Raw genomic sequence first — 6,057 nt, 5'->3', positions numbered from 1 at the left:
AGCGCATCGCTTCATCGGATTTGTTCACAAATCCTGCTCAAACAACAGACAAACAGATAATAGGGATAACGTGTCCGAACAAAGGGTTCTCTCTAATTATCGTGTCCTTGACATGGGGTACACTTCAGAAAACAATCCCCGCAGCGTCTAAAGCTTCTATGTCGTTTTGGGATAACCCTTCAGTCTGGCAGACAAAAAGCCTTTGGCTTTATCTTTGGCCAAAAGCTTTATCGTTTTTCGAAAGTTTATGCAGCCGCCCGGCGAGGTACTTTTTCTTTCCTCGCTTTACGAACAGATTCAGGCTGTCTGAATGGTCACATAGCTGCCTTTGGACGGATCCTTGCGCACCATAATCTGATTGTCGATCCGGTTCATCAGAGATTCGACGTGGGAAATGATGCCGACCATTCGGGAAGATGCAATCTGGCCCAGCGCGTCGATTGCTTTGCTGAGGCATTCTTCGTCCAGCGATCCAAAGCCTTCGTCGACAAACAGCGTTTCGAGACGAACTCCGCCAGCGCTTGCCTGAATCTCTTCCGAGAGACCCAATGCGAGACAGAGAGAAGCCAGGAACTGTTCGCCGCCGGACAGACTTCGTACCGGCCGTACGGAATCGTTGAAATGGTCGCAGACATCCAGGCCCAGACCGGACTTGGCACGGCCGCCTTCGTCCTGTGCGCGTTTCAATTCATACTGTCCGCTGGTCATGGTGAAAAGCCGTGTATTGGCGCGGTTGATGATCTGTTCAAAAAAAGCAGTCTGCACATACGTTTCCAGATTGATTCTCTGCACGCCCTTCAGCGAACCGTTTACCGTATCGGACAGATTTTTCAGCATGCCGGCTTCCTTGCGTGCGGCCGGCAGATCGGCTTCGATCTTTTCGCAGATTTTCAGCTGGCGCTGGTTGTTTTGCACCAGAGCCTGCAGATTGAGCTGCTCTTTTCGCAAGGCGGACAGCTGGGTTCGAAGTTCTTCTTTTTGCAAGCTGGTTTTCTCCAGCTCTTTGGCAGGATCTTCCGGTTCTTTTTCAAAGGTGGACAGCACGCCCTGCGCCTGGTCGATCTCTCGACGGGCCAGCTGCAGCTGGGCCTGGTTTTCCTTCACATTTTTTTCATAGACTGCACGCTCTTTTCGCAGGCTGTCCAGAGCTTCCTTCGCTTTCTGCGGATCTTCAATGCTCAGCTGCTCCCGAAGGACTTTGGCTTTCTGCACGGCCGCTGCTTCCTGACTTTGCAGGGAAGCAAGCTGTGTTTTCTGGCTTTCGAGCTGCTTCTGCTCTTTTTCCTGCGCAGCTTCCAGCTGATCGAGCTGCTTTTTCAGTCTGGCTTTCTGCTGAATTTCTTTTTCGAGTTCCGCCTTGCGCGCTGTAATTTTCTCTGCACTTTCCTCAGCAGGGATTTTTTCCTTGAGCGCCGCGATCTGCGTATCCGACTGGCCGATCCGGCTGCGCAGTACCGCGCATGTCTGAGAGGCCTGCACTGCCGCATTGCGGCTTGCCGAAGAGGCCTTCTCCAGTTTCTGCACCGTTTTTTCATCCGGGACATTGTCCGGCAAAACAGCCGGCGATGGATGAGAAAGAGAACCGCAGACGGGGCATGGGTGACTGTCTTCGAGATGACTGGCGAGAATGCCGGCCTGCCCGGCTAAAAACAGAGAACTGGCCTGCCGGTAGCTTTCCATAGCCTGATCGGCTTCGCGAAGAAGGCGGCCGCAGTTTCCTTCTTCCTGTTCCAGCGTTTTCTGTTCGGTCCGACGCTTCTTTTCCAGACTCTGGATTTCTTCAAACTGATCGAAGAGAACTTTGACTTTTTCCAGCTCCACTTCGCTTTGCGAAAAGGCTTCTAGCGATTTTCTTGTGTCCTGGATCTGTCCAGTGCGTTCTTCGAGCTGCTTTTGCATCTGTTCCGCCAGCTGGGCCGCCTGTCTCGTTTTCGCCTGCGCCTGAGCAGCCTGGGTACTGGCCGTCTGGGCTTCATCATAGCGGGTGATCTGTTCTTCCAGCTTTTTCTCTTCGGTTTTCTGGCGCTCGAATTTCTCCTTCTGGCTTTCGAGTTTCTGTGCTTCTTCCTGCAGCCGGTCAAACTGCGGCTTTGCACTCTGCCAGGCACTGCGTGCCTTTTTCCATTTCTGGTACTCCAGAGACTGGCTTTCCAGACGTCCTGCCTTTTTCTGAAGGGCATCATTTTCATTGGTGGTCTTTTCAAAGCGCTGTGCCAGCTGGTCCATGCGGGCATTTTGCTGGATGAGCCAGGCTTTTAACAAGGCCGTATCTTCGCGGGTTTCCTCATCCACCCCTTCAAGCGCCTGACGGGCGCGCCGAAGGTCGTCTTCCATGCCCGTGCACGTCTGGGCGGACGCTTTGGCCTGTTCGGCGATTTCCTTCTGAAGCCGGTCGTACTCAACCGTATTGAACAGTTCCCGGAAAATTTCCGTACGCTCCTGCGTCCCGGCCAGCAGCAGTTTCAGAAATTCGCCCTGCGCCAGAATGGCGACCTGCTTGAACTGTTTCATATCCAGCCCGAGCAGATCCTGCACCTTGGCGCTGACTTCCATCTGCTTGGTCAGGGCTTTGTGGTCAGGAAGAATCATTTCCACGCTGGAAGGCCGCTTGGTCATGCCGGTTCCGCGCGTTTTTGGGCGTTCGTATTCTGGCGAACGGCGGATCGTATACGTCTGATCGCCGACTTCAAACACCAGTTCTACATACGTTTCCGTGGACGGATCGGCGTATTTGGAACGAAGCATGCCCGGTTTGCGTACATCCCCGGACAGTTCGCCGTAAAACGCGTAGACGATTCCGTCAAAAATTGTCGTTTTGCCGGCACCGGTATCGCCGCTGATCAGAAAGAGTCCCTTGTTTTCGAACACGCGAAAATCGATCTCTTCCGTACGGGCGTACGGACCAAACGCGCTCATTTTCAGATTAATCGGTTTCATGGACAGCCTCCCAGGCATCGAACAGCGCCTCTTTCTGCTGGGGCGACGGTTCGATGCCGTTTTGAAGTTCAAAAAATTCGCAGGCGATTTCTTCAAAGGATTTCATTTTCGTCTGAACGTTTTGAAGATCCTGCTCGCTGATGCCTTTATGAAGATGGGAATATTCTATTTTCAGCAGGCGCTCGTAAATGCTGGAGAGCTTTTCAAACGCCTGGAACACTTCCTGCTCATCTTCGAGAACGATATAGACGTAGTCTTCCGGATTGACGCTCTGTCGAAATTCCCGGCTGACGATTTCATCAAACGTCCCCTGCAGACGCACAAAATCCCGTTTGGGCACCGCAGGAATCCGCTCAATTTTCACCGAGTGATCGGGCTGCGTTTCCAGTACGGTAAACGCGCGCGGCCAGTCCAGTTCCGAAGCGGAATACTTGAGCAGACTTCCCGGATAGCGAAAGCGCTCATCGCCGACTGCCTGCGGCTTATGCAGGTGACCGAGCGCCGCATAGTCAAACGGCTCGAGAAAAGAAGTCGAAATCTGATCGAGCGTACCGACCGAATGAGTTTCGCTGTCGCTCGTTTCACTGCCCATGTAAAACTGATGGCTCATCAGAATATTGGACACGCTCGAATCGAGCTCGACAGTTTCCATCGCGATCGCCATTGCTTCATCCCAGCTCGCGCACTCTCTTTCGTGGACCGCCCGAATGGTAACGGGCTTAATAAACGGAAGCATATGGACGCGCACCCGCTCTTCGCCTTCTTCCAGATCCACAAACGGGACAGATCCGTCATACACCGAGGCAATATGCAGATCGGAGGCTTCGAGCAGCTGCGAGCCAAAGCTCAGACGGCCGGCGGAATCGTGGTTTCCGCTGATCATCAGCACGCTCTGCCCCCGTTTGTGCAGCTCGTTTAAAAACCAGTCCAGCAGCTCGACGGCACTGACGGGCGGCATGGCGGTATCGTAAATGTCGCCGCAAAGGAGTACCGCATGCGTCTTTTTCTCTTCCACGAGCGCTAAAACCTGCGCAAGCATGTCGCGCTGTTCTTCTTCGAGATTGTAGCCGAACACCTTCTTGCCTAAATGAAGGTCGGCCAGATGAATGATTCGCATAATTCCATTCCTCTCCTGTCCAGTAAAACCTGTCTTTACGATACAGGGACGTTTCCCTGTTCGGATTTTACTGGGCTAAAAACGAAAACCGTCCTGTAAAAAAACGGCGGACCGCGCCGGGTTCGCCGTTTTGATTCTGTCTGAAAAAGCCTTACCAGGAAACGACTTCTTCCTCTTCGCTGGCTGCTTTTTCCTGCTCCTGAATGGCCAGACGTCTCTTTTCTTCCTTCCAGGCATAAAACGGCACCATGATGCCCTGATCCTGCATGTCGCCTTCAAAGGCAAGCGGATTTTTAAAGCGTTCCATCTCTTCGCTGCGGGTCAGCTTGTCGCCATGCTGGGTAAACGAGAAACGCGGTTCCTTGCCAATTTCCAGGAACATCGTTTTGTCAAAGCCGTATACGCCGGTATGCGCCTTTCCGGTATGGAAGCTGAATTCCTGCAGGATGGCTTTGCAGAATTCCTTCAGGCTGTATTCGTCGATGTTGGATTTGAAGATCACAAACGGAATCCGATCGTTGGTAATGTATAACGGCTGGCTGACCACAAATTTGTTGACGATGGCCTGCGGGATTTCCTTCGTCTTCATTTCCTCAAAGTATTCTCTGTACTCCGGCTCCGACTCCAAGAGTTCGGGATCCGGATTGATCGCAAAATAAAGCGTCGAATTGACGGATCCGGAGCGAAACAGCGAGCCGCGCGCGGTCGTCGTATAAATAACAGGTACTGGTTTTTTCTCTTTTTTCATTGCTTGATTCTCCTCCAGGCATAGTATTCTTCATCCTTCTGCTCGTCGATGCCTTCCTTTTCGTTCAGCACGGCGCATTCCAGATGGCCGTAAAGCGAAACAAAGTCCTCAGTACGCAGACGAAGCGTATAGCCGGGTGCACTGATCGCAATCGTATCGCCGTTTTTTCGAGCCAGAAGGCGCGGATTGGAAAAGACGAGCGTATGGCCTTCTTCCAGCCATCGCATCGTCCGCTCGGCCTGTCGAACAATATCCTGAGTCATACGGCTATTGTACCAAAACCCATGCCAAAAGAATCAGCCACTTTTTCAAGACTGCCCCCGTCGTGCTTACTGCACGAAAAGGATGAAAAATTCAATCTCTCTTTCCATAGAAAAAGCCGCCAGCGTTTTGCGCAAGCGGCTTTGTGTCTTCCGATTGTATTTTCTTTCGGGTTAAACCGAACTAGTGGGAAGGATTAGCAAGGTTCTGGTTGTAGTCAACAACAGCTTCGAACCAGCCCTGCGGATGTTTGCAGACTGGGCATACTTTCGGTGCAGCTTTTGCTTTTGTTACATAGCCGCAGTTGAGACAGATCCAGTTTACTTCTTCCGGTTTCTCGAACACGAGGTTGTTCTTGATCAGGTTCATCATGTCGCCGTATCTGTCTCTGTGATGGGCTTCGATTTCACCGATCAGTTCCATTTTGCGTGCGATTTCGGTAAAGCCTTCTTCACGAGCGACTTTAGCGAAGTCTGCGTACATGGTTGTGGTTTCGTAGTCTTCACCATCCCAAGCCATCTGCAGGCAGGTCAACGTATCTGGTACCTGTCCTTCGTGCAGATACTTGAACCATACTTTCGCATGAGCTTTTTCGTTGCCGGATGTTTCTGTGAAAATGTTAGAGATGTAGTTGTAGCCTTCTTTTTTCGCCTGGGCTGCGAACCACTGGTACTTGGTGTATGCCTGGGACTCACCTGCGAGCGCAGCTTCGAGATTTTTCCAGGTCTGAGAATCTTTCAGTTCCATTGGGAATTACCTCCATTTGTTCCAGTATAACACCAAACCCCCACCGCACTTCCTCTGACCTTCAGGAAAAAAGATTCGCGTTTTCATACGTCTTTTTCACACTCTTTTTAAAGGATTCTCAGCAATGTCATTAAGTTAAGATTTCTCAGACCACATCAGCGTTAAGCAGTGATGTGGTCTTTTTTCTACTCTTCAAGTCAAATCTCGAATGATTCGAGTTTTTTCACTTTTTTCTAAAAATCTATTG

Annotated in this window: 5 protein-coding genes; all 5 read right to left on the bottom strand. The window is 51.4% G+C overall.

The genetic code is table 11. The features are described 5' to 3' along the window. Nucleotides 1-297: 297 nt before the first annotated feature. Nucleotides 298-2,937 carry an AAA family ATPase gene (locus Afil_RS10450; RefSeq protein ID WP_230268503.1) on the bottom strand — a complete coding sequence of 880 codons (2,640 nt, stop codon included), beginning with the start codon at nucleotides 2,935-2,937 and terminating at the stop codon, nucleotides 298-300. After that, a complete protein-coding gene (locus Afil_RS10445) occupies nucleotides 2,924-4,054 on the bottom strand; it encodes an exonuclease SbcCD subunit D (protein WP_230268502.1) in 1,131 nt (376 codons plus the stop codon). Before Afil_RS10445 ends, Afil_RS10450 begins: the two co-directional genes overlap by 14 nt. 151 nt (nucleotides 4,055-4,205) lie before the next feature. Then, nucleotides 4,206-4,802, bottom strand: coding sequence for a hypothetical protein (locus tag Afil_RS10440; RefSeq protein ID WP_230268501.1), 597 nt, complete (start codon nucleotides 4,800-4,802; stop codon nucleotides 4,206-4,208). Then, entirely contained in the window at nucleotides 4,799-5,065 is a 267-nt protein-coding gene (locus Afil_RS10435) for a hypothetical protein (RefSeq protein WP_230268500.1), read from the bottom strand. The genes Afil_RS10440 and Afil_RS10435 overlap by 4 nt, the downstream gene beginning before the upstream one ends. 181 nt (nucleotides 5,066-5,246) lie before the next feature. Then, complete coding sequence (gene rbr / locus Afil_RS10430) at nucleotides 5,247-5,810, bottom strand: rubrerythrin (RefSeq protein ID WP_230268499.1); 564 nt, start codon at nucleotides 5,808-5,810, stop codon at nucleotides 5,247-5,249. Between the last annotated feature and the right edge of the window lie 247 nt (nucleotides 5,811-6,057).

The organism is Allobaculum fili (assembly GCF_020969955.1).
GTDB lineage: Bacteria > Bacillota_I > Bacilli_A > Erysipelotrichales > Erysipelotrichaceae > Allobaculum > Allobaculum fili.
The sequence above is the reverse complement of the archived record's forward strand: the minus strand, read 5'-3'. Positions and strand labels throughout refer to the sequence as shown.